This window comes from Peptoniphilus mikwangii (genome assembly GCF_000468535.1).
Taxonomy (GTDB): domain Bacteria; phylum Bacillota; class Clostridia; order Tissierellales; family Peptoniphilaceae; genus Anaerosphaera; species Anaerosphaera mikwangii.
In genome coordinates this window covers 172805-197212 of sequence record NZ_AUQY01000002.1, presented here as the reverse complement: position 1 = coordinate 197212, position 24408 = coordinate 172805, and the positions used below count along the sequence as shown (strand labels likewise).

Annotated in this window: 26 protein-coding genes and 1 tRNA gene; all 27 read right to left on the bottom strand. The window is 27.7% G+C overall.

Going from position 1 to position 24408, the window contains the following annotated elements:
• Nucleotides 1–24: 24 nt before the first annotated feature.
• The 27 genes from M915_RS01350 to M915_RS01220 all read right to left on the bottom strand — a co-directional run bounded on the left by M915_RS01350 (nt 25) and on the right by M915_RS01220 (nt 24404).
• Nucleotides 25–333, bottom strand: a complete 309-nt coding sequence (locus M915_RS01350) for a YerC/YecD family TrpR-related protein (protein ID WP_009222281.1) — start codon at nt 331–333, stop codon at nt 25–27.
• Between the two features lie 11 nt (nt 334–344).
• Nucleotides 345–821, bottom strand: coding sequence for a 5-(carboxyamino)imidazole ribonucleotide mutase (gene purE / locus M915_RS01345; RefSeq protein ID WP_115737009.1), 477 nt, complete (start codon nt 819–821; stop codon nt 345–347).
• Between the two features lie 191 nt (nt 822–1012).
• On the bottom strand, nt 1013–1558 hold the full coding sequence (locus M915_RS01340; protein ID WP_036728664.1) for a rubrerythrin family protein: 546 nt from the start codon (nt 1556–1558) through the stop codon (nt 1013–1015).
• An 80-nt stretch (nt 1559–1638) separates the two neighbouring features.
• Complete coding sequence (prfA, locus tag M915_RS01335; RefSeq protein WP_009222284.1) at nt 1639–2709, bottom strand: peptide chain release factor 1; 1071 nt, start codon at nt 2707–2709, stop codon at nt 1639–1641.
• Complete coding sequence (prmC, locus tag M915_RS01330; RefSeq protein WP_036728661.1) at nt 2684–3544, bottom strand: peptide chain release factor N(5)-glutamine methyltransferase; 861 nt, start codon at nt 3542–3544, stop codon at nt 2684–2686. Before prmC ends, prfA begins: the two co-directional genes overlap by 26 nt.
• On the bottom strand, nt 3538–4488 hold the full coding sequence (locus M915_RS01325; RefSeq protein WP_036728659.1) for a DUF1385 domain-containing protein: 951 nt from the start codon (nt 4486–4488) through the stop codon (nt 3538–3540). The genes prmC and M915_RS01325 overlap by 7 nt, the downstream gene beginning before the upstream one ends.
• Nucleotides 4489–4528: 40 nt before the next feature.
• On the bottom strand, nt 4529–4732 hold the full coding sequence (gene rpmE, locus M915_RS01320) for a 50S ribosomal protein L31 (RefSeq protein WP_009222285.1): 204 nt from the start codon (nt 4730–4732) through the stop codon (nt 4529–4531).
• Between the two features lie 71 nt (nt 4733–4803).
• Nucleotides 4804–5229 (bottom strand): DUF4342 domain-containing protein, encoded by a 426-nt coding sequence (locus M915_RS01315; RefSeq protein ID WP_036728656.1) that lies wholly within the window; start codon nt 5227–5229, stop codon nt 4804–4806.
• Nucleotides 5230–5288: 59 nt separating this feature from the next.
• On the bottom strand, nt 5289–5936 hold the full coding sequence (locus M915_RS01310) for a potassium channel family protein (protein WP_036728652.1): 648 nt from the start codon (nt 5934–5936) through the stop codon (nt 5289–5291).
• 9 nt (nt 5937–5945) lie between these two features.
• Complete coding sequence (locus M915_RS01305) at nt 5946–7298, bottom strand: TrkH family potassium uptake protein (RefSeq protein ID WP_009222288.1); 1353 nt, start codon at nt 7296–7298, stop codon at nt 5946–5948.
• 41 nt (nt 7299–7339) lie between these two features.
• Nucleotides 7340–7690, bottom strand: a complete 351-nt coding sequence (rplT, locus tag M915_RS01300; protein WP_009222289.1) for a 50S ribosomal protein L20 — start codon at nt 7688–7690, stop codon at nt 7340–7342.
• Between the two features lie 15 nt (nt 7691–7705).
• Nucleotides 7706–7897 carry a 50S ribosomal protein L35 gene (rpmI, locus tag M915_RS01295; RefSeq protein ID WP_009222290.1) on the bottom strand — a complete coding sequence of 64 codons (192 nt, stop codon included), beginning with the start codon at nt 7895–7897 and terminating at the stop codon, nt 7706–7708.
• A gap of 11 nt (nt 7898–7908) precedes the next feature.
• On the bottom strand, nt 7909–8421 hold the full coding sequence (gene infC / locus M915_RS01290; RefSeq protein ID WP_051259765.1) for a translation initiation factor IF-3: 513 nt from the start codon (nt 8419–8421) through the stop codon (nt 7909–7911).
• Between the two features lie 377 nt (nt 8422–8798).
• Nucleotides 8799–9962, bottom strand: a complete 1164-nt coding sequence (gene alr, locus M915_RS01285; protein WP_051259764.1) for an alanine racemase — start codon at nt 9960–9962, stop codon at nt 8799–8801.
• A gap of 13 nt (nt 9963–9975) precedes the next feature.
• Nucleotides 9976–11208 carry a signal recognition particle-docking protein FtsY gene (gene ftsY, locus M915_RS01280; RefSeq protein WP_009222293.1) on the bottom strand — a complete coding sequence of 411 codons (1233 nt, stop codon included), beginning with the start codon at nt 11206–11208 and terminating at the stop codon, nt 9976–9978.
• A gap of 9 nt (nt 11209–11217) precedes the next feature.
• Nucleotides 11218–14766, bottom strand: a complete 3549-nt coding sequence (gene smc / locus M915_RS01275; protein ID WP_036728614.1) for a chromosome segregation protein SMC — start codon at nt 14764–14766, stop codon at nt 11218–11220.
• A gap of 2 nt (nt 14767–14768) precedes the next feature.
• Nucleotides 14769–15839 carry an elongator complex protein 3 gene (locus tag M915_RS01270; RefSeq protein ID WP_009222295.1) on the bottom strand — a complete coding sequence of 357 codons (1071 nt, stop codon included), beginning with the start codon at nt 15837–15839 and terminating at the stop codon, nt 14769–14771.
• Nucleotides 15832–16533: a ribonuclease III gene (rnc, locus tag M915_RS01265; RefSeq protein ID WP_036728611.1), complete on the bottom strand. Its 702-nt coding sequence runs from the start codon at nt 16531–16533 to the stop codon at nt 15832–15834. Before rnc ends, M915_RS01270 begins: the two co-directional genes overlap by 8 nt.
• A gap of 8 nt (nt 16534–16541) precedes the next feature.
• Nucleotides 16542–16766, bottom strand: coding sequence for an acyl carrier protein (acpP, locus tag M915_RS01260; protein ID WP_009222297.1), 225 nt, complete (start codon nt 16764–16766; stop codon nt 16542–16544).
• 8 nt (nt 16767–16774) lie between these two features.
• The gene (gene plsX / locus M915_RS01255) at nt 16775–17755 is read right to left on the bottom strand and encodes a phosphate acyltransferase PlsX (RefSeq protein ID WP_036728609.1); all 981 of its coding nucleotides are present in this window, start codon (nt 17753–17755) and stop codon (nt 16775–16777) included.
• Nucleotides 17756–17900: 145 nt separating this feature from the next.
• Nucleotides 17901–17977: transfer RNA gene (locus M915_RS01250), tRNA-His, on the bottom strand.
• 64 nt (nt 17978–18041) lie between these two features.
• Nucleotides 18042–19358 (bottom strand): ribonuclease PH, encoded by a 1317-nt coding sequence (rph, locus tag M915_RS01245; RefSeq protein ID WP_036728606.1) that lies wholly within the window; start codon nt 19356–19358, stop codon nt 18042–18044.
• Between the two features lie 36 nt (nt 19359–19394).
• Nucleotides 19395–20741, bottom strand: coding sequence for an N-acetylmuramoyl-L-alanine amidase (locus tag M915_RS01240; RefSeq protein WP_036728604.1), 1347 nt, complete (start codon nt 20739–20741; stop codon nt 19395–19397).
• 56 nt (nt 20742–20797) lie between these two features.
• On the bottom strand, nt 20798–21790 hold the full coding sequence (locus M915_RS01235) for an AIR synthase family protein (RefSeq protein WP_235043745.1): 993 nt from the start codon (nt 21788–21790) through the stop codon (nt 20798–20800).
• A 231-nt stretch (nt 21791–22021) separates the two neighbouring features.
• The gene (locus M915_RS01230) at nt 22022–23347 is read right to left on the bottom strand and encodes a hypothetical protein (RefSeq protein ID WP_036728599.1); all 1326 of its coding nucleotides are present in this window, start codon (nt 23345–23347) and stop codon (nt 22022–22024) included.
• Nucleotides 23344–24045, bottom strand: coding sequence for a prepilin peptidase (locus M915_RS01225; RefSeq protein WP_036728596.1), 702 nt, complete (start codon nt 24043–24045; stop codon nt 23344–23346). Before M915_RS01225 ends, M915_RS01230 begins: the two co-directional genes overlap by 4 nt.
• Nucleotides 24045–24404: a competence type IV pilus major pilin ComGC gene (locus M915_RS01220; RefSeq protein WP_009222304.1), complete on the bottom strand. Its 360-nt coding sequence runs from the start codon at nt 24402–24404 to the stop codon at nt 24045–24047. Before M915_RS01220 ends, M915_RS01225 begins: the two co-directional genes overlap by 1 nt.
• Between the last annotated feature and the right edge of the window lie 4 nt (nt 24405–24408).

The window sequence follows — 24408 nt, the reverse complement described above, 5'->3', positions numbered from 1 at the left end:
GACGAAGTCTCTCTTTATATTCTATTATTTTTCTTTTTCAATAAAATTTAATCTTTCAAGAACTAATTTATATCCATCTGAACCGTAATTTAGTGATCTATTTATTCTCGAAATAGTTGCTGTACTTGCACCGGTTTCTGATTCTATTTCGTGATAAGTTTTATTTTTTATCAAAAGCTTAACAACTTGTAATCTTTGTGAAATTGCCTGTATTTCCTTAACCGTACAAATATCTTCAAAAAATCTGTAGCATTCCTCAATATTTTCTAAAGCCAATATAGCTTCAAATAATCCGTCAGTTTGTTCATTTTTAACCTTTGAATTGTAAATCATATTATTACCTCCTAATTTAATTCCTCATTCATTCTTTGTACATCTTCTTCAAGTTCCTTCTTATAATTTAATAATTTAGAACTCAAAGATTCATTATTTATAGCAAGCATCTGTATTGCTAATAGTGCAGCATTTTTTCCTCCATCTATAGCAACTGTCGCAACCGGTACTCCTGATGGCATTTGTACTGTAGCAAGTAATGCATCTAACCCATCAAGTGTAGATGATTTTACAGGCACCCCTATTACAGGAAGAATAGTATTTGCTGCAAGCACTCCTCCTAAATGAGCAGCTTTACCCGCTATGGAAATAATTACTCCTACTCCTCTACTCTTTGCCTCTCTTGCAAATTCATAAGCGCGAAGTGGAGTTCTATGAGCTGAAATTATTTCAATTTCATATTCAACTCCAAATTTTTTAAAAACAGATACTATATCATCACTGATTTTTTTATCACTGATACTACCCATTACTATAGATACCTTCATTATATCCTCCATTAAAGCTTTTACTAAAGTTATACATTTTTTACCAATAATATATTAACAATGTTTTACATTAAAGTCAAGAAATATACTAAATTTAGCTAGAATAAATAAATTAATTTCAACATTTTAAAAAAGTAACTATTATATAAATAAAAAAGATACCAAAATAATTTGGCATCTTTAACAACTTATTAATATTCAATAAATGATTTAGATTTAACGTGACAAATAGGACATTCTTCAACCATTTCATCAAATGTTATATATCCACAGAATGGACACATGAAAATCTTTTCTACATCAAGATCTTTTCCCGAATCTACTGCCGCTTTTGCTTCAGCATATCTTTCAGCATGAATTTTTTCAGCTTCAATAGCATATTTCATAGCTTTAACCGCTGTTTTTTCTTCTTGCATTTCAGCAACCGCAATATAAGCAGGATACATTTGAGTATATTCAAATACTTCTCCTCCTCTTGCTCCCTCAAGATTCTCAGAAGTAGTTCCTATACCAAATCCTGCCATTGATACAACAGGAAAATCTCCTTTAACATCTTTTAATGCTTTAAAATGTAATGTTGCATGCACTCTTTCCGCATCAGACGTAGCTTTAAACAACCTTGAGACATTTTTGAAGCCATTTTTTTCAGCTTCTTCACTCCAAATTATATATCTCATATGTGCTTGGCTTTCTCCCCCAAATGCAGATCTTAAATTATCACTAGTCATTGCATTCATATTATATTACCCCCTTATTTTATACCTAGACATGTATATTATAATATATTTTTAAAAATTTATCAGTAACTTTATGAAATTTACTTATCTACATTTTCAATTTTACTTGCTTGATCACTGGCAATCAATGCATCTATTATTTCATCTAAATCTCCATCTACAATGCTATCTATCTTGTGTAAAGTTAAACCTATTCTATGATCTGTTACTCTTCCTTGAGGATAATTATATGTTCTTATTCTTTCAGATCTGTCTCCGGTTCCTATCTGAGATTTCTTTTGCATTGATAATTCTGCATTTTGCTCTTGCAGCTTTAAATCGTATAGTTTAGTTTTTAAAATTTTCATTGCTTTTTCTTTATTTCTAAGCTGAGATTTTTCATCTTGACAAGAAATTACTATTCCTGTAGGTATATGAGTAAGTCTTACAGCAGAGTCCGTTGTGTTAACGCATTGTCCTCCGTTTCCTGAAGCTCTAAATACATCAAATTTTATATCTGATGGTTCAATATCTATTTCAACATCTTCTGCCTCAGGAAGTACAGCTACAGTTGCAGTTGATGTGTGAATTCTACCTGAACTTTCAGTTTCAGGAACTCTCTGAACTCTATGAACTCCTGATTCATATTTAAGTCTTGAATATGCACCCCTACCCAATATCATAAATATTACTTCTTTATAGCCACCTATTCCTATTTCATTAGTACTCATTATTTCAACTTTCCATCCCATTCTCTCCGCAAACCTGACATATTGTCTAAATAATACTCCGGCGAATAAAGCCGCTTCATCTCCACCAGCACCAGCCCTTATTTCTACAATTACATTTTTTGAATCGTTAGGATCTTTTGGAATCAAAAGTATCTTTATCTCATCCTCTAATACTGAAATTTTTTCTTCTGAGTCTTTTATATCCTCTTTAATTAAATCTCTCATGTCATCATCTAAATTTTCATTTAGCATTTCTTTATTATCTTCAAGATTTGATATTAGAGTTTTGTATTCTCTATATTTCAAAACTACAGGCTCAATTTCAGCATGTTCTATTGCTATTTTTTGATATAACTTAGAATCATTTATTACATTAATATCCATAAGTTTTTGTTCAAGTTCAATATATTTTTCATCAAATACTTGCAAATTTTCGTACATCTATTTCTCCTTTACTCGCAATTACTACTCTATCTCTCCCTGACATATCTTTTATAACAAAAAAATTATATTCAGATAAAATATTTCTTAATTCACTGCTTTGATTATGACCTATTTCAAAAACTACAAAACCGTCTTTTTTTAAAAATTTATCCAATTTCGAAACTATTTTTCTATAAAAACAAAGACCGTCTATACCTCCATCTAATGCGAGATGAGGTTCATAATCCTTAACCTCTCTTTGCAGATAATCTATTTCTTCTGTCTTAATATACGGCGGATTTGAATAAATTATATCATATTTATCTTTTATATTTGAATAGATATTACTTTTTACTACAGAAATATTATCCAAATTATATTTAGAAATATTCTTTTTAGTATTATTTATTGCATAATCCGAAATGTCACAAGAAGTAAATTTTATATCTTTATTTTCTATTGCCATACTTATAGAAACTATTCCACTTCCACATCCTATTTCTAAAAAATTTTCTATTTTATAATTTTCAAATAACTTTTTAAGTACTTCAATACTAACTTCTGTATCATTTCTTGGAATTAAAACATTATCATCAATAAAAAAATCTCTTCCATAAAATTCAACTATTCCAAAAATATATTGTAGAGGTTCTCCGTTGTTTCTTCTTCTTAAAATATCAAAATATTTATTTTCAATTTCTTTATCTATATTCTCATCTTCATGCGATATTAAATATGATATATCATATCCTAATATTTTGGATAAAATCAATCTGACTTCAAAAAATGGATTAGTATATTCTGAATTTTCTAAATATTTTATCCCTCTGTTTAAAATATCTCTTATTACCATAAATCACTTTCACCATCTTCAGGTAAAACTGCTTTTAAACTTTCTATTGCCACTTCTATCATTGAATCATCCGGTTCTCTTACAGTAACATATTTTTGAATTTGAAGACCCGGAATAGCAAGTATCCTACATACATTAGAATCACTTTTACCGATAATTCTATTTACCTCATAGGCAATTCCCGCAATAATCGGCAGCGCCAATATTCTTGAAATTATCCTTATTAAAATACTCGGCCATCCAAAAAATGACAATACAAATATACTTATAAGCATTACCATAAACAAAAAACTTGTTCCGCATCTTGGATGAACTAATGGATATTTTTTTACATTTTCTACGGTGAGTTCTTCCCCCGCCTCATAACAATGAATTGATTTATGTTCACTTCCATGATATTCAAAAACTCTTTTTATATCTTCAATTTTAGATATATAGTAAAGATATATTCCAAATACAATAAGTCTAAATACTCCTTCAACCAAATTTAAAATCACAGTGGATCCTATATGTTTCTGTAAAAATCCAGCTATCAAACTTGGAAAAATCATAAATAGAATAGATGCAATCATAAACGAAACTAATATTGTAAGTCCGGTTTCAATATTCTCTTTCTTATCTTTAAAAATCTTGTCCATTAACTTATCGGATTTTCTTATTTCTTCTTTACTCTCATCTTCCAAAAAAGATGCAGAATATGTTAGTGCATTTATTCCAAGTACCATTGCATCTACAAATTTATATGCACCTCTAATTATTGGGAAAGATAATAGTTTATATTTTTCACTTAAATCATTTAACTTTTCTATTTTTAACTCAATAGTTTTATCCGGCTTTCTAACAGCTATAGCGATTTTTGACGGTCCTCTCATAAGAACACCTTCAATAAGGGCTTGTCCACCTATAGTTGTTTTAAAAGCTTTTTTATTAAATACCTTATCCATATTACTCCTTAAAGAAAAATGGTTAGCCATTTGCTAACCATTACTTATTTCTTTGATATTTCTTATTGAATTTCTCAATACGTCCGCCATGGTCAGTAAACTTTTGTTTTCCTGTGAAAAACGGATGACATTCAGAACAAATTTCAACTTTTAAATCTTCTTTAACCGAGCCTGTTTTAAATGTATTTCCACAAGCACATGTTACAGTTGCTTCTTTATATTCTGGATGAATACCTTTTTGCATTTTAACACTCCCTTAATAATCTTATATTATTAAATTATTCTAACACAAAACATACTATATTACAATAATTATTAATTTTTTGTTTTGCTTTTACCTTTTATATATTCTTTTATATCAATTTCTTCCTTTGTCGACAATATAATTTTAAATTCATAATCATTAACAATACCCGCTCCAACACCTACTAAAGCAGCAACTGGTGCAAGAATTATTCCAAGTGCAGATACAGTAAGTGATAAACTTAAAACAATATCCCCGTCTTTTTTTACAACCAACTTATTTGCATTTCCTTGATTCCAAATTTCCTTAATTGCATCTTTTATATCCTCAAAGTCAATCGTATCTTTAGATTTTTTTGAAGAAGTATCCACTGATTTTCTAATTATATCAACGGCTAAATCGACATCTCCATCTGAATCTAATAAAGCTCTTCTCACAACATCATAAGAAGAATTTGTAACATCCATAACATAATCTATTTTTTCCATAGTAATCATAATATCACCTCTGTTTATTATTATACCCTTAATTTAACAACATAAAAGTTATGATTTTATTAAATTTTTTCAACTTTTTCAATAGCTTCTTCTCTTCCTAAAATTATTAATACATCTTCAGAAACTAACTTAGTATCTGGTTTAGGTGCTATCTGGATGTCATTATTTCTTTGTATTCCTAAAATAGTTATTTCGTACTTATTTCTTATTTTTAACTCATCTATTGTCTTATTTTCCCATTCAGGTAAAAGTTTTAATTCTACAATAGAAAAACCTGGAGATAACTGAATATAATCAAGAATTTTACTTGATGTCATATTATGTGCAACCCTATATGCCATATCTCTTTCCGGATATATAATTTTATCAGCACCTATCTTCTCAAGTATTCCACCTTGTCTTTCTGTTTTTGCTTTTGCAATAATATACGGAATTCCTGCTTCTTTAGATATTATAGTTGCCATAATTGCTGCTTCAAGATTCGAACCTATTGCAATAATTGCCGTATCAAAATTTTTAAGTCCCAAATCTTTAGTTGCGTTTTCATCTAATACATCACACTGTATAGCTGTTGTTACTTGATCTGAAATTGCTTGAGCATTTTCAAAATTATTATCTATTGCAAGAACCTCATTACCTAATCCTGTAAGAGTTGTAGCAATTGTAGAACCAAATCTACCACATCCAAAAACTACAAAAGATTTCATAGTAGCCTCCTATCCAACAATAACATGACCTTCAGCATATTTCAAGTTAGAAGATTTCTTCTTTCTCATAAGACCTATTGCAAGAGTTGTAGGACCAACCCTTCCAAGGAACATAGTAAATGACAATATGATTTTTGATACATTTCCTAACTTATCAGTTATACCTCTTGTAAGTCCAACTGTCCCAAATGCAGAAACAGTTTCAAACAAAATATCTACAAATTTAAATTTTTCATTTTCAAATATAGAAAGCTCTAAAGCTACCATAAGAACCAATCCAATACAAATAAAAGTTATAGCCATACATTTAAAAATAATATTATTTGGTATTGCTCTTTTCATAAAAACCGCTTCTCTTTCGCCTCTTATAACAGAGAAAGCTGTAAACATCATTACTCCAAGCGTAGTAGTCTTTAATCCACCTGCAGTTGATGCCGGAGAACCTCCTATAAACATTAGAATAATCATAAGAAATGCTGATGAATCTCTTATTTTATCCATAGGAATTGAATTAAACCCTGCAGTTCTGGTAATTGTTGATTGAAACGCAGAAATTAAAAACTTATCTTTTATGCTATAATTTGATATGGTTTGTACATTATTATATTCTATCAACAAAAATAATATTGTGCCAAAAGCAAGTAAAATAAATGACATTATAAGAACCATCTTAGTGTGCATGCTAAAATTTCTAAACTTTCTACTTCTATACATATCAATATAAACCGTAAATCCTAAACCGCCTAAAAAAACCAATAACATTATGACTAAATTAATTATAATATCCGTATTATATATCTCAATAGAGTTTCCTATAATATCAAAACCTGCATTACAAAATGCAGAAATAGAATGAAATATAGAATACCATATTCCTTTTACAAATCCATATATTGGAATAAATCTAACAGATAAAAATATTGCTCCAATAAACTCTACTATAAAACTTGTGAAAATCACGTATTTACTAAGCTTTACAATGCCGGACATTGAATCTATATTCAACTGTTCTTTTAACAATAGTCTTTGTGTCAATCCAATTTTTTTTCTAAGAATCAATGGTATTATAGAAAATACAACCATCGTTCCAAGTCCACCAATTTGAATTAACATAATTATAACTATGTGTCCGAATGTAGTCCAATTTTTAGCTGTATTTACAACAACAAGTCCAGTTACGCAAGTAGCAGAGCTTGAAGTGAAAAAAGCATCAACAAAACCTATTGATTCTCCATTAGAACTTGCTATAGGTAAGTTTAATAAAAATGTACCTATTAAAATTACAACTATAAATGATATTCCCAATAATAAAGGTGGATTTTGCAATAATTTAGAAATTTTTAATCGAAATTTCAAATACAATTTTTCCTCCTAAGAAAAATAAAGTCCCCTAAGGAACTTTATTACTCTCCTTTTGCTATTTCTACTAATTTAGCAAAACCTTGAGGATCATTGATTGCCATTTCTGATAGCATTTTTCTGTTAATTTCAATATTAGCTTTCTTTAATCCATTTATAAATTTAGAATAACTCATCCCATTAATTCTTGTTGCAGCATTAATTCTCGCAATCCAAAGTTTTCTAAAATCTCTTTTTCTTTGTTTTCTACCTATAAAAGCATAGCTTAAAGACTTCATAACTGCTTGATTAGCAGGTCTGAATAACTTTGATTTTGCACCAAAATATCCCTTAGCTTGCTTTAAAATTTTCTTGTGTTTTTTCTTAGCATTTACTGCTCTTTTAATTCTAGCCATTACATTAACCTCCTACTATGGAATCATATGATCGATTCTTCTTTGATCGCCCTTACTTACTAAACTAGATTTTCTAAGTTTTCTAAGTCTTTTTGCTGTCTTTTTACCTGTTAAATGGCCTTTAAACGCATATCCTCTTTTAAGCTTTCCAGAGCCTGTTCTCTTAAATCTCTTAGCAGATGCTCTGTGAGTTTTCATTTTACCCATAGTAATCCTCCTTATTTATCTGTTTTGGGAGATAAAAACATAATCATGCTCTTACCTTCAATTTTCGGTTTTTTATCCACAACTCCATACTCAGAAATTAATTCAACAAAATTATCAAGCACATCCTTGCCCATTTCAGTATGTCCCATTTCTCTTCCTCTAAAACGAACAGATATTTTAACTCTATCGCCATTTTGTAAAAATTCCTTAGCACGATTTGCCTTAGTCTTTAAATCATTGGTTTCAATACTTGGTGTTAAGCGAAGCTCTTTAACATTGATAACTTTTTGTTTTTTCTTTGCTTCTCTTTCCTTCTTAATCATATCATACCTATATTTACCATAATCCATAATACGACATACAGGCGGTTTTGAATTAGGTGAGACATTAACAAGATCAAGCTTTTTCTCTTCAGCCATCTCTAATGCTCTGACTCTAGTTACTACACCAACTTGATTTCCTTCATCATCTACTAACCTAACTTCTTTTTCTCTGATATCTTCATTTATTTGAAGCTCTTTAATTTCTAAGCACCTCCATTAATATATAATAAAAAAACGGGCAAAAAAGCCCGCAAGAATTCATAAAATTGATATTCTCAAACAACCTTATAACTTAAGAATAAGGTGAGAAGCGGACTTCTTCTTTTAATACTCATATATTATATACATTTAATTAAATACTGTCAATAATTTTATATCAATTTTTTAATAAATATAATAAAAAAATAAAATACTTAAAATAAATTATATTTCATTATTATATTCATAACTTTACATATTCAATGACATATAATCTTACTTAATAACAAAAGACACATCATCTTAAGATGATATGTCTCTTATCCTATCAATTCATTCTTCTGTATAAAAGCTCATATTGACTATATAATACTGTTACTTTATTTAATCAATTCATCTACTATTTCATCTATTTTTCCATTTTTAATATATACCTTTGGAAGTCTCGGAGAAAAATGACATGAATATGACGTTGCAATTTCATCAACTTTTCTTGCTATTTCTAATATATCAATATACTCATTTCCTTGAGAACCAAGTATTACAACTTCGTCTCCAATATTACAATCTACTCCACTTACATCCACCATCATTTGATCCATACATATTCTTCCTATCTGTCTGCATCTTTTTCCTGATACAAGCACATCAATTTTTCCGCTAAGTTGTCTCAATATTCCATCTGAATATCCCAATGGAATAGTTGCTATTTTAGTTTCAGTTGAAGTTTCATAAGTTAATCCATAACTTACTTTTTCCCCTTTGGAAACAATTTTAATATTAGACACTTGAGCTTTTATCTGACCTATATATTTTACATTATTTAACTCTTTATACTTAGTCTTAATTCCTTCAGTGGAACCATATTGTATTATTCCGGGTCGTACCGCATCAAGACTGTATTCATTATAATTCAGTATTGCACTTGAATTATTTATATGTTTTATCGGTATATTAATTTTATTTTTTTCCAAAATGTCTGTTGCATTTTTAAAAATATTAAATTGTCTTTTAGTATATTCTGCATTGGTATCAGCTGCTGCAAAATGTGAAAATACTCCTTCGATATAAATGTTTTTAAATTTAGAAATCTTTTTTATGTCTTCTATACTATCATCTATATTTTTAAATCCTATCCTATTCATTCCTGTGTCTAATACTATGTGAATAGTAGCTGTTTTATTTTGACTCTTAGCTATTTCATTTAAGGTTCTTGCAGATTCATAATTATAAATAGCTGATGTTATATCATTTTCAACTGCAACATTCATTAAATAATCCGGTGTATATCCAAGTATTAAAAGTTTTACATCTTTAAATTTTTTCCTTATAGCTATAGCTTCGGACATAGTCGCTACTGCAAAAAAATTAACTCCATTTTCTCTTAAAATTTCAACTATTTTTAATGCTCCAAAACCATAAGCATTACTTTTAACAACCGATATTATTTCGGCATCTTCTCTGACATTATTTCTTATTTTATTTATATTTTCTATTAAATAATCCAAATTAATTTCCAACCATGCAGGTCTAGTTAAATTCAATTTAATACCTCCATCAATCAAATATGGCATCTATAAATGAGTTCAATTCAAATTCTTGTAAATCATCTATCCCCTCTCCTACTCCTACAAGCTTAATTGGTATTTGAAGTTCACTTTGAAGAGCTATTACTACTCCTCCTTTTGCGGTTCCATCAAGCTTTGTCAAAACTATTCCGGAAATACTACAAACTTCCTTAAATGTTTTAGCTTGATTCATAGCATTTTGTCCCGTTGTAGCATCAAGTACAAGAAGTGTTTCTCTATTTGCATTAGGATACTCTCTATCTATTACTCTATTAATTTTTTCAAGTTCTTTCATTAAATTGGCTTTATTGTGAAGTCTACCTGCTGTATCACAAATAAGAATATCGGAATTTCGTGATTTTGCTGCTGTTATCCCATCAAATATTACCGCTGCGGGATCTGCTCCTTCATTATGTGAAATTACATCTACATTTGCTCTATCTCCCCAAGTTTTCAGTTGATCTATAGCTGCTGCTCTAAATGTATCTGCCGCTGCTATTAAAACTTTATTTCCTTCCATTTTCAACTTACTTGATAACTTGCCAATTGTCGTAGTTTTTCCAACGCCATTTACTCCCACAACTAAAATTATAGTAGGACTTTCCTTTTTTATCTTACTATCCAATGAGTCGTTCATAAGCTTTTTAACTTCTTCTTTCAACAATGGTTTAACCATATTGGGATCATTTATTTTTTCTTGTATTATTGTATTTCTAAGATTATCAATCAGTTTCATCGTAGTTTCCATTCCGATGTCTGCAGATATCAAAATATCCTCTAAATCTTCAAGCATTTCATCATCAATTTTTACATAAGAGCCCAATATTGTATTTATCTTTACTCCCATTTCGTGTCTTGTTTTAGTTAAACCTTGCTTTAATTTTTGAAATATAGATAATTTAGACTCTTCCTTAATCTCTTCTACTTCTTCATAGATTTCTTCTTTTTCTTCAATATTACTAATTTCATCAATAGTTTCATTTTCTAAATTATTATCTTTAATTTCATCTTGATGCAAAGTTCCTTCAACCAACTGATCTAATTCATTGTTAGATTCAACGATTTCTTTAGTATCAATATCTTCAACACTTGTATTTTCCAAATTATTTTCTTCATAAAATTCAACTTTTTGTTCAACTTCATTCACTTCATCTGCGTAATTTTCTTTTATAATTTTTTGCTCATCATCTTTAGAAAATTTTTCTTTAAACCATTTAAACATTTTTTTCTCCTAATTTTTAAGTTCTACTGAAATTATTTTACTTATTCCCTTTTCTTCCATTGTAACACCATATAGTATATTTGCAATTTCCATAGTAAGTTTTCTATGTGTTATTATAATAAATTGTATGTTTTCAATTTTTATCAAATAATCAACATATCTTTTTACATTGGCATCATCAAGTGCTGCATCTATTTCATCAAGAATACAAAACGGTGCCGTTTTAACTTTTAATAACGCAAATAAAAGTGCTACTGCTGTTAGAGCTCTTTCTCCTCCTGACAACAAAGATAATGACTGAAATCTTTTCCCTGGGGGTTGTGCTTTTATTTCTATACCGCTATATAATTCATCATCACCATCTATTTCAATTTGAGCTTTACCTCCATTAAATAATATCTTGAAAATTTCTTCAAAATACTTTGAAACTTTAGAAAATGTCTCCCTAAACTTTTCTTTCATTTCTTTATCTAATTCTTTTAATATAGACTTAATCTCTTCCCTTGAATCTAAAAGATCCTGTTTTTGCTCCAAATTAAATCTAAGTCTTTCACTAACCGCCTTATATTCTTCTATAGAAAATAAATTAATATCCCCTAATTTTGAAATACTTACTTTTAAATCAAAAATTTCATCTTTTATTTCTTTTAAGTTCTTATAGTCAACAAGCTTTTTAATATTATCCGCTTCGATTCCATATTCTATTTTTATTTTTTCCTCAATATTTAATATATTAAATTCTATTTTATCTTTTTCACTTAATATTTTGGCATTTCGTTTTTCAAAATCTATCAACTTTATTTGAAGTTGTTCAAAAATATTTCTATATTTTTTTAAATCTAAATTTAAACTAAGTTTAGATTCTCTAAGTTCAAATAAAGCCTCCTTAGTTTTATCTAGAATATCTTTTGAATTAATTAACTTTTCATTTAATTTATTTTCTTCAATATTTAAGTTCTCTCTGTCTAATTCTAAACTGACTATTTCACTATTTAAATTAGTTATTTTTAAATTATTAAATTCATTGTTGGATAATATATTATTATTTTCCTTTATTAAAGAATCAATATTACCTTGAATTTTAATACTATCCAGTTGATTTTTTGAATATTCTTCCCTTTGTTCTTCTATGAGAAGTTTTAAAGTATCATGTTCTTTATCAAAAGTATTTCCTGAAATATTTTTTTCTTTAAGCTGAAAGTCTATATTCTTAAGATTATTATCTAATTCAGTTAATAAATCTTTATCTAAAGTTATAGAGCTCATAAGTTGATTTTTTTCTTCTACATATTTGGATAAATATGCATCATTGCTGTTTTTACTTAAACTTAAATTATTTTTGCTATTCTCAAGAGTCACAATTTCCGAAAATATCATATAAATTTCATTTTTTAATTCATTTAATAAATTACTGTCATCTTCGATTTTTGACTTTAACTCATCATATTCTTTTAAAATAGATTCATATTTATCTTTTAAATCAAGAGATTCTCTTTCTAATTTTTCTATATCACTTTTCCGACTTATTATGTCCGTATTATTTTTAAGTATACTTCCTCCGGTTATTGAACCACCGATATTCAAACTATCTCCATCAAGAGTTACTACTCTGTATGTTCTGTTTAATTTTTTGGATATTCTATTTGCAGTATCAAAATCTTTAGAAATTATAATCTTTCCAAGTAAATTTTTAAAAATAGACTTATATTTGCAATCAAATTCTATAAGTTCATCAGCAAAACCTATTAGCCCTTCTTCATTTAAATCCTTCAATTTAAAATCAATTTCTTTATAAGTCATTGAATTAATAGGTAAAAATGTTACTCTTCCATATTTTTCTCTGTTCAAAAACTCAATCATTTCTTTTGCGTCACTGTCACTTTTTACTATAATGTTTTGTAAATTTCCACCAAGTGCCACACTTATTGCCTTTTCGTATTTTGAATCAACTCTTAAATTTTCAGCAACAGGTCCTATTAATGAATTTGAAAATATATTTCTTTTTTTTGCTCCATTCATAAAAAATTTTACACTTTTACTATATCCTTCATAATTATCCGCGATATTTTTAAGTGCAATAAATTCAGCATTCTTTTTATCATATTTATTTTTATATTCTGATAAAAGTTTGCTACTATTTTTAATTTTATTGTTAAGCTCAAGAATTTCTTTTTCTAATTTTTCTTTATCAACTATTAATTGTGACTTTCTATTTAAGATATCATTATATTTAATGTCTATAAAACTAAATTCTTTTTCTATTTCTATATTATTCTCTTTTAATAAATCTAAATTCTTACTTACACTTAAAAGTCTGCTCTCTTTTTCAGATATTATAGACTGTGTCATTAATTGTTTGGATTCTATCTCAGACTTATTTTTATGTAACTCTAAAAGAATTTTGCTGTCAGTTTCAATTTTATCTTCAACTTTTTTAAACTCAAGTATATTCAAATCTAAATCTTTTTTTAATTTTGAAAGCTGTTCAGTTACTTTAACAAAGTCGTCATTGCATGTATTTATTTTTTCTATATTTGTGTTATATTTTTCTCTATTTTGTAATATTAAATTTTCAAGCTCAAATATATTTGTATTTCTTTGCTCAACATTTGAATTTATATTTAATTTCTTTTCTGATATTAATTCAATTTGAGACAACATTCTCTCATAGTTTTTATTGTTTTCTATCTCAGATAATTGAATAGACTCTATTTCTTCTTCTATTATCCTTATTTTTTCTTCTACATTCTGCTGCTCATCTTGATTTATTTTAATTGATAAATTTATATTTTCTATTTCACCGTTGATAAAAGCTATTTTCTCATTAAATTTATCTTCACTCAATTTTTGTTTTTCTATATCAACAAATGCTAAAGTTACTTCCAGGTCAGTCAATTTATTAAAAAAGTTTTTATATCTAATTGCATTCTCAGATTCTACCTTTAAAACTTTTTCTCTTATTTCAATTTCCGAAATTATATCATTTAATCTTATTAAGTTCTCCTCTGTCTTTCTCAGTTTATTTTCACTTTCTAACTTTCGCATCTTAAACTTTGAAATTCCAGCAGCTTCTTCAAAGACACTTCTTCTTTGTTCCGGTTTATTACTTAAAATACTCTCTATTTTTCCTTGTCCAATTAAAGAATATCCATCTTTTCCTATACCGGTATCCATAAAAAGTTCTTTTATATCTTTAAGTCTACACTTTACATTATTAATTAAAAATTCACTTTCCAGCGATCTATACATTCTTCTAGTAACGGAAACCTCTGTGTATTCTATTGGAAGCTTCTTGTCACTATTATCAAATACAATAGTTACTTCCGCAAATCCAAGCGGTTTTTTTTCATCTGTACCGGAAAATATTACATCTTCCATTTTAGAACCACGAAGTGATTTTATACTTGTTTCTCCTAATACCCACATCATAGCGTCTGAAATATTACTTTTCCCGCTTCCATTAGGACCTACTATTCCGGTTATTTTATTATTAAATTCAATTTTAGTTTTTTGTGCAAAGGACTTAAATCCTTGTATGTAAAGTGTCTTTAAATACATACTTATCTCCAAATCATATAATCTTTTATTTGTATTTCATTTTCAAAATTTTTTTCATTCAATCTATATTTTAATATTAAAACATCATCAGATATATTTTCGCCAAATAACTTAAGATTCTTAATTTTAAATTCATTTATTATTTTATTCTTTAAAAATGATTTTTGGCCTGCCAAATTAGATACATTTTTATTTGATGAATGTATTTCAAGCTCATAATTTGTAATTTCCTTATCATTAAAGAAATTCTTTAGGACATCAAACAAAATCTCACCTTCTACAATTTGTCTTATAGCAGGATGAAAAGGTCCTGCAATTACATCTTTTCCCATTTGAATATTTTCTGTAGGCTGAAGTCCTATTCTAATAACATATATACCATTTAGTATATATAATTTTAATAATTCCTTAGTTATTCTTACAGCATCTTCTATACTCAAAGGTTTATAACTCCCATTATATAAACTTTTTTCAAGTTCTGTATCTTTTATAACTAAAGTAGGATATATCCTCACAAAATCCGGATTTAATTTAATAAATTCTCTTGTAGTATATAATGAAGCCTCTAAACTATCGCCAGGAAGCCCTATCATTTGCTGAAGTCCAAGATTAAATCCATATTTTTTTATCAATTTTACAGCATTATATACACATTTATCATCATGTCCTCTATTAGATAAATTTAATACATCTTCATCAAGACTTTGTACTCCAAGCTCAATAGTATCAACTAAATAATGCTTCAAAATTTCAAGTCTTTTGATATCTATGCAATCAGGTCTTGTTGAAAGCCTTATTTCTTTAATAATATTATTTTCTTTATACTCTTTTGCAACAGATAAAAGCTCTAATTGAATACAAATTTCTATTGCTGTAAAACTTCCGCCGTAAAATGCTACTTCTATATTATTTTTATCTTTAAAGTATGACAAGTATTCTTCAATAATAGATCTAACATCATCAGAAGTAATATTTGTAGACGATGCTGTTATTTTATTTTGATTGCAAAAAACACAATCGTTTGGACATCCTAAATGAGGTACAAAAATGGGTATTATGTTCTTTTTAGACATCTAACTCACCTATTCTTATAAGTGCATTTTTAGCAGCTAATTGCTCTGAACTTTTTTTAGTCTTACCATATCCGTTTCCTATTATTATATCATTAATTAAAACATTAGAATAAAAGACCTTATCATTACTAGGCCCCTTCTCATCATATATTACATATTTTATATTTCCCATCTTATTTCTTTGAATACATTCTTGAAGCATAGTTTTATAATCTTCTAAAGATTTTAAGTTTTCAACTTCCATAATTCTATCATGAAATAGTCTTAAAATTACCTTCCTGACAGCGTCTAATCCTCCATCAATATAAATTGCTCCTATCAGCGCCTCAAGGCAATCAGAAAGAGTAGATTCTCTTAAATTACCTTTATTTTTTATTTCTCCCTTTCCAAAATACATAAAATCTCCAATTGAAATATTTGTAGCTATTTTATATAGACTATTCTCATTAACAACTTTAGATCTAAGCTTAGATAAGCTTCCTTCTTTTAGATTTTTATGACTATAATAAAAATATTCTCCTATTATTAAATCTAATACGGCATCTCCTAAAAACTCTAATCTCTCATTGCTCACTGTATCTTTTAAATTATGCTCATTTATATATGACGAATGTGTCAATGCAGTATTTATATATTTATCATTTTTAAATTCATATTCTAATAAAGATAAAAGAATAGATACATTTTTAGGCATAAAATCACCTATTCCATTTCTTCAAGATAATCTAAGACATCTCCAATCGTAGACATATTTTCTAAAATATCATCCTCAATTTCAATTCCAAACTCATCTTCTATGCTCATAACAAGTTCCACTATATCTATTGAATCTGCATTTAAATCATCCGCAAAAGATGTATCTTCTCTTAAATCTTCTACTTCCTTATTAAATTGTGACGCTATTAACTCCAATACCTTATTTTTCATTTTCTATACTACTCCTTAAATATTTTACCTAAATTTTTAACTACATCAGCTTTTACTGCCATAACAGCAACTTTTGCTGCATTTTTTATAGCTACATAGTCCGAACTACCATGAGCTTTAATTACAACTTCATTCAAACCAAGAAGTATTGCTCCCCCAACCTCATGATAATCTATTCTCTTACTTAACTTGGACATTAACATTTTTATATCAATTAAGCTATCCTTAGATAAATTTAACTCGGCTACAGATTTCTCTATAAGTTTTGTCAAAAAATATGCAACTCCTTCTGTATTTTTTAGCAAAACATTTCCAACAAATCCATCACATACAACTAAATCACAAACTCCAAGAGTTACATCTCTCGCCTCTATATTACCAATAAAATTCAAATCTGATTTTTCAAGCAACCCATAAGTATTTTTAACAACTGAATTTCCTTTTCCTTTTTCTGTGCCGACATTCAAAAGCCCCACTTTAGGATTATGATTTCCGCTTGCTTCTAAATAAATCTTTCCCATTTTAGCAAATTGTAATAAGAGACTTTCATCACAGTCCATATTTGCTCCGGAATCAATTAAAAGAGTGCTTCCCTTTAAATTTGGAATTGCAGTTGGCAAAACTGCTCTTTTAATGTTTTCCGCTCTTCCAACTATAAAAAGACCTCCCGCAAGAAGAGCTCCCGTACTTCCCGCAGATACAAATGCATCAACCTTTTTTTCTTTTAACGCTTTCAATCCTACAACTATTGAAGAATCTTTTTTCTTTCTTAAAGCAAATGCAGGTTCTTCATCATTTTCAATTTTTTCACTTGCATTTATAATTTCAAATTCTATATTCTGATCTAGCTGGTCGGTTATATTCATTATTTCATTTTCTTTACCTACAAAGGCTATATCTATATCAAATTCTTTCTTAGCTTCAAAAGCTCCTTTTATTACCTCATAAGAACCGTTATCTCCGCCTAATGTATCAAATAAAATCTTCATAAAATTCCTCCATTCTAAATAAATATATAGTAAAATCAATAAAAAATCAAATATTTTATACTAAATATAACTAATTAATCAACAAAATAAAAAAAATGCCATAAACATAATTTATAGCATTTAAAATAAAATGTTACTGAATTTATGGGGTGGATAGTGGGATTCGAACCCACGATCTCAAGAGCCACAATCTTGCGCCCTAACCAACTAGGCCATACCCACCATAATCATCAGTAACAAATTTATGTTACCAAATTTCGCATGTTAAGTCAAGAGTTATTTATTATTAATAAATAATTTTATCACTGTATTTTTTCATTAAAAAATCTTTGAATTTTTTAATTGCTTCACTTCTATGGCTAATGAGATTTTTTTCATCACTGCTCATTTCTCCAAATGTCCTGTTAAATCCTTTAGGTAAGAAGATAGAATCATATCCAAATCCACCATTTCCTATTTCCTTTTCTGTTATTTCTCCTTTACAGATACCTTCAAAAATATGTTCTTCTCCTATAGAATCTATATATACAATTACAGTTTTAAAATAAGCTCTCCTGTCTTTTTCATCTCGTAAGTTTTTAATTAACAATTTTCTGTTTTCAGCATCATCATGTGATTTTGCATATCTCGCAGAGTGTACTCCCGGTTCTCCGTTAAGTGCATTTACAAATAATCCTGTATCATCAGCTATTACAGAATAAGCACACTTATCTTTTATTGCTGATGCTTTTAAATGTGCATTTCCCTCAAGTGTATCAAAGTTTTCATCAACATTGATATTAGAAAGATTTACATCTTTTTTAGATATAATCTCAACAGGCAAATCTTTTAATATTTCTTTTATTTCTGTTATTTTATGCTCATTATCACTTGATAAAACAATTTTTTCTTTATCAAGTAACACCTTATTTTGTATATTAAATATATTATCTATTGCGATTTCTGATAAATCTATAAGTTCATTTAACTCTTTTCTAGAAAAACTTCTTCCTTCTGCCGTCCCTTGAATTTCTATAATTTCCTTATTATCGTTCATAACTACATTCAAATCAACTTGTGCATTAGAGTCTTCATCATAATTAAGATCCAAAAGCTTTTCATTTTCTACAATTCCAACACTTATAGCAGCAACTTTATTCTTTATTGGATTTTCTAAAATAATCCCTTGTCTAATAGCATTTTTTACAGCAAGACTCAATGCAATAAAGGAGCCATTGATGCTAGTTGTACGAGTTCCTCCATCTGCAGATATTACGTCACAATCTATCCAAATAGTTTTTTCTCCTATTTTTGATAAATCAACACATGATCTTAAGCTTCTACCAATTAACCTTTGAATTTCTTGACTGCGCCCATCAAGTTTTCCCCTTGATATGTCCCTCACTTTTCTAACGCTTGTAGAGCCAGGAAGCATAGAATACTCACATGATAACCATCCACTATTTTTACCTTTTAAAAAGAATGGAACTTTATCTTCTATCATAGCAGTACAAATAACTTTAGTATTTCCACACTTAATAAGTACAGAACCATCCGGAGCAGAAGTATAATTTAACTCAAGTTCAATGTTTCTCATTTCATCAAATTTCCTATTATCTCTCATTTTATCCTCCAAAAATAAAAGAGGTATAACCCTCTTTTATTTATCACCATATTTGTTGACATAGTTTTTAATTCCCTTAAACAATCCATTAGCAAGTTTATCTAAATAATTATCATCAACAAGATTTTTATAATCTTCTTCATTAGACATAAAGCCAAGCTCTGCAAGTGCCGAAACATTTTTAGTTTTATTTAATACTACCAAATCAGGTCTGTTTTTTAACCCTCTACTGCTACAACCAGTCTCTTCTATTAAAGCTTTTAATAATTCATTAGCAAAATGCTTTTGTTCAACTGTCTTTATTTTTACTTTGCTTTCAGAAGCATAAAGTACTTCTATGCCTTTTGCTTCTTTATTATCTGAGCTGTTGAAATGTATAGATAAGAAAATTTCTGCACCATTATCATTTGAAATTGCAGCTCTATCTACGAGTTTAATAAATTCATCTTCGGTTCTTGTTATTATTACTTCATATCCTTCTTCTTTTTTTAACAGTTCATATAATCTACCTGCTACTTTAAGATTTAACTCTTTTTCTGTAAGTCCGCTTTCCATAATAGCTCCGGAATCTTTTCCCCCGTGACCCGGATCAATAACTATTGTTAAAGGACCATCTATTTTAAATCGTTTAGTTATAACTCTTTCCTCTTCTTCTAAATCAGGTATGCTAAGACCTGCAGCCTTATATGCTTCTTCTTCAGCTGTTTTATTCAACTGATTCGTTTCCATTTTTTCATAATTTGAAGTAAATAACGCATTATTACCATTCAAAGATTTTACTTCCTTATCTGTGTTATTAAGGGATGCAGTTTTTATTTTTTCTTTATCTTTAGATTTAGTTTCTTCTTTTTGAATTTTAGTTTCTTCTTTTTGAGCTTTAGATGTTTCTTTTTTGGAACTTAAAACACTGGCTGTTTTTGTTTCTCCATTCCAGTCAACATCATATCCAAACGCTTCAGACAAAAATCTTAAAGGTACCATTGTCTTTGTTTCGATTCTTGGTTCTTTATATTCTGCAAATTTTGGTATAGAATTTTCCTCAAGTTTTGTTTTAACTCCATTTATATAAATAATATTACTTCCTATTTTTAATTTTATTTCTTTTTGACCAAGACTTATGCTTGCACTTTTTGTACTATTATCCCACTCAACATCAGCTCCTAAACTTTCCGTAAGTTCTCTTATAGGTACAAAAGTTCTGCCTTTATCTGTATATGCATTGAAAGCCATGTCAAGCTTAGTTTTATTTACCTCTACATTTACCATCTTTACAGATACATCTTTTCCGTCAATAGTCACATCAAACTGCGAATCGGCATATACCTTGTCTGATAGTAAAAATAGAAATGTAAGTATCATTAAATATATATATTTATTTCTCATAATTCCTCCTTGATTACTATAGTTATAACATTAATATATTGTCAAAGTCAATAAATTTATACTATCTTATATAGTTCATCAACAGTGGCTTCTAATACTATCTCTCTATTTTCTCCTTTGATTAAAAGATCTGAGCCTTCTTTTACAATTCCTATCTCAGTAATTAATATATTATTTTTTTCACATTTCAACTTAAATTCTAAAAAATCCTCTTTACTGAATATAAAAATCATACTCCCACTGGAAATAAATCTAAATACATCTATATCAAAAATTTTTGATATTTTCTTAGTTGAATTTTTTATGGGAACTAAATTTTTATTAACTTCAATAGCTTTTTTTATTACATTGCTACTTTCCCACAAGGCTCCATAAAGTCCACCTTCTGTTATATCATGCATAAATTTTACATTATAATCCTTAGCTATTTTTGATTCATTAACTACAGAAAGCATTTCTGACATACTACATATTTCTATTTTATCTTCTTTACTTAAAATTTTATCAAGCTCATTTTTTCTTTCATTATAGGCAATACAAGTTCCTTCTATTCCTATATATTTCGAAATTGCAATTACATCTCCCGCTTCTATTCTATTGATCTTAGGTAATAACTCCCGTTTTACCTTACCAAGTACTGTAGTTGTTACTACAATTCTATTTACCGCATCAGTAACCTCCGTATGGCCTCCGACTATATTGAGATTAAGTTTTTCACATTCTCTACTTGCATCTTTTATAATTACATCAAGTTCATCAAGAGTTGCATTCGGAGGAAGCAATACACTTATTAAAACACCAACCGGTTCAGCACACTCGCAGGCTATATCATTACATGACACATTAATCGCAAGCTTTCCTATATCATTTGTAGCGCCGGTTATAGGATCAGTCGATGCAACTATCAAGTTGTCTTTAAAATCTAATACAGCAGTATCAACACCAATGTCTGCTCCAAATAAAACTTCATCTCTATTTACTGTAATATTTTTTAAAACATAATTTTTTAGTTCTTCATTTGATAATTTCCCTATTTCCAATTTATTCATCCACTTCTATTTTAATTTGACTATAAAATAATCTCTAAATAGAATTTTATCACATTATGTATTTTTATCAAATTACAACAATATTAAATATATAAATCAATCGATTTACTAACTTAAATTAAAAAGAGCAACCTTAGTTGCCCTATATAAATATAATTAATTTACAAATGTAATTACCGAAGATTTTTGTCCTCTTTACTTAAACTTGAATATATTTCATAATAGTACTCTTTAGTTCATTATTTCTATCTTTATTTTAAATTTAATTACTCCATCTTCAATATCTGACTGCAATAATTCACTTTTATGTTTAATTCCCTCTAATATTTTCTCAATCTTCTTTTCATTTTTTGCTATTCCATTTACATACATTGCATTATAGTAATAGTAATCTGTAAATAATATTTCATCATCTTCCAAATCCTCAAGCTCTAAAAATAAATTCCCAAAATCAACTGCCGATTTTTGTTTTTCTCTCAGTTCATTATCTTCTTCTATATCCTTTAACAACTTTTCATTTTTCTGTTTAAGTTCATCATAATTTAACTCTGAAATTCTATTATCTAATATTTCCTTATTGTTGTTCAATTCGTTAAGTTCACTTTCTCTTATATTGATATTGTTGGAAATATAAATGTATAACAAGAAATTTAACACAAAAAATATTAAAGCATAAAAATATATTTTGCTAACTTTTTTCTTTTGTTCTTTTATAAAATTTAACTTTTTATTAGGATTAAATTTTTTATAATCTATTTCAAAAAAATATTCATTACTAATCTTTTCTAATTCAGTTTTAGTTTTATCAATTATTAAATTTCCGGTAAAAAGTGTAGCTCCGTACTCTAATGATTTATTTATCAAATTTATATTTTTATACAAAATTAAATCAAAATTGTTTTCGATTTTTAAAATTGTATTACCTTCCAATTCAACAAACTTTTTTTCCATAATATCTTTAGATACAAAATATTCCAAATTATATTTATTAAATATCTCATAAAAATCAGCATTGTAAATACTCTTATTTACATCCGAATTTTTAATTAAAGTATGTCCAAAGTTTAAACTTATAAAATTTGTAAATTTTGTATCTTCACAAAAATCATTAAAAAAATAAAATCCTTTTAATTTTTTATTGAGGTTTTTAAATACATCCTCAAAATCAGCTATAAAATCCTTCCGAGCAACTCTAACATCTACATTTATTTCTGAATTTATTGTATAAGTATATACAAATTCATATTCAGACAATTTTATAGGAAGCAAATTTTCTATCTCATATCCTATCATGCTTCTAATATCTTCTTCGCTGATTTTAGGAAGTTTTAATTTTAAACTGAATATTTTAGATGATTGATTGAAAATTATAAATTCTTTTTCAGATATATCATTATTTTCAAAAAATTTTTTTAGTATATAATACAAATAATTTTTATCTACTATAATCCCATCAATTAAAATATTCCTTGGTATTTCTACCCTTTCCATAAAATTATTACTTATAAAGTCAAAACAATAATCATCAAAAATTAAATATGCAAAATTCTTACTCATATTATCACCATTAATATACTTATTGCTATATATGGACAAAATGCTATTTTCTCTTTTGCTCCTTTATTTTTTAAAAATACTAATAATATTACTACAAATGCCGCAACCATAAAACTATTTCTAAAGATTTTAAAAACTTCATAAAAATTTGTAGCAAAAAATCCTGATACTGCTCCTAAAATAACATCTGCCTCTCCCATTGCTTTTGACAAATAATATATTAAAAAATAAATCATTCCAAGCAAAACCATCATCTTAATGCTATTTAACATAACATCTCCATAATAAATTTTAATAAAAAATTCAGTTGAAAATAATGCAAAAATATCAATTGTATATACTGCTTTTTCTCTAATATCTGTAACAGAAATTATTAATAATAAAATTAATTCTAATAACCTCAATAAAAACTTAAATTGAAATCCATAATTAATATACAATATAGTAGTTAATATCGCCATTATAATTTCACACATAAAAATATATACATGTATTTTATTTTTACAATTTTTACATTTTCCTTTTAAAATAATATATGACAGTATTGGAATATTATAATAAAAGGGAATTTTTTTACCGCAAATTTCACATTTTGATCGTCCGATTAAAAAGCTTTTTAAATTTTTTCTCCTATAAATATAGGCTCCTATTGCAGAGCCCAAAATACTTCCAAAAATAAAAACTATTATGTATAACATTACTTCTCCACTTCAAGATTTTTCCCATTAACTTTAACAGTTCCGGGAGTTACTGTTATATTTGAATTATCATCAACACTTATTTGAAAATTTTCCTGATTTAGAGCTTTAGCCGGTTTTGGAATTCCATTTTCAAAATAATCTGATAGTTTTTCTATAGTTACATTTTTTTCGTTAGGATGTTCTATGAGATATAAAATAGCTGCATTTTTTATTTCTTTTACATTCACATTGTGAGCCGCTGCTTGTGCTGATAAATTTGATTTTTCATATTTAGGAACTGCTATAGATACCAAAATTAAAATTATTGCAATAACTACAACTAATTCAACCAATGTAAATCCTTTTAATTTTTTCATAAAA